1 protein-coding gene is annotated in these 397 nt (G+C 57.4%); it reads left to right on the top strand.

Annotation, left to right across the window (positions count from 1 at the left end):
- The coding region (locus HF921_RS10505) for a RuBisCO large subunit C-terminal-like domain-containing protein (RefSeq protein ID WP_264318201.1) at positions 1–397 on the top strand (397 nt) is incomplete at both ends.

Below are 397 nucleotides of genomic sequence, written 5' to 3'. Positions count from 1 at the left end.
CGCCGCCGCGGTAGCCGCCGAGTCTTCTACCGGCACATGGACCACGGTGTGGACCGATTTGTTGACCGACATGGATTACTACAAAGGCCGCGCCTATCGCATTGAAGATGTGCCGGGCGATGACACCTGTTTTTACGCGTTCGTTGCCTATCCCATAGATTTGTTTGAAGAGGGGTCCGTGGTCAACGTCTTCACCTCCCTGGTCGGTAACGTGTTCGGCTTCAAGGCCGTGCGTGCGCTGCGCCTGGAGGATGTGCGATTCCCGCTCGCCTATGTCAAGACTTGCAATGGACCGCCCCACGGTATCCAGGTCGAGCGCGACAAAATGAACAAATATGGCCGGCCGATGCTCGGCTGCACCATCAAGCCCAAACTCGGTCTATCCGCCAAGAACTAT

This window comes from Acidithiobacillus ferriphilus (assembly GCF_018854775.1).
GTDB classification, from domain to species: Bacteria; Pseudomonadota; Gammaproteobacteria; order Acidithiobacillales; family Acidithiobacillaceae; genus Acidithiobacillus; species Acidithiobacillus ferriphilus.
This window is presented reverse-complemented; position numbering and strand designations above follow the sequence as displayed.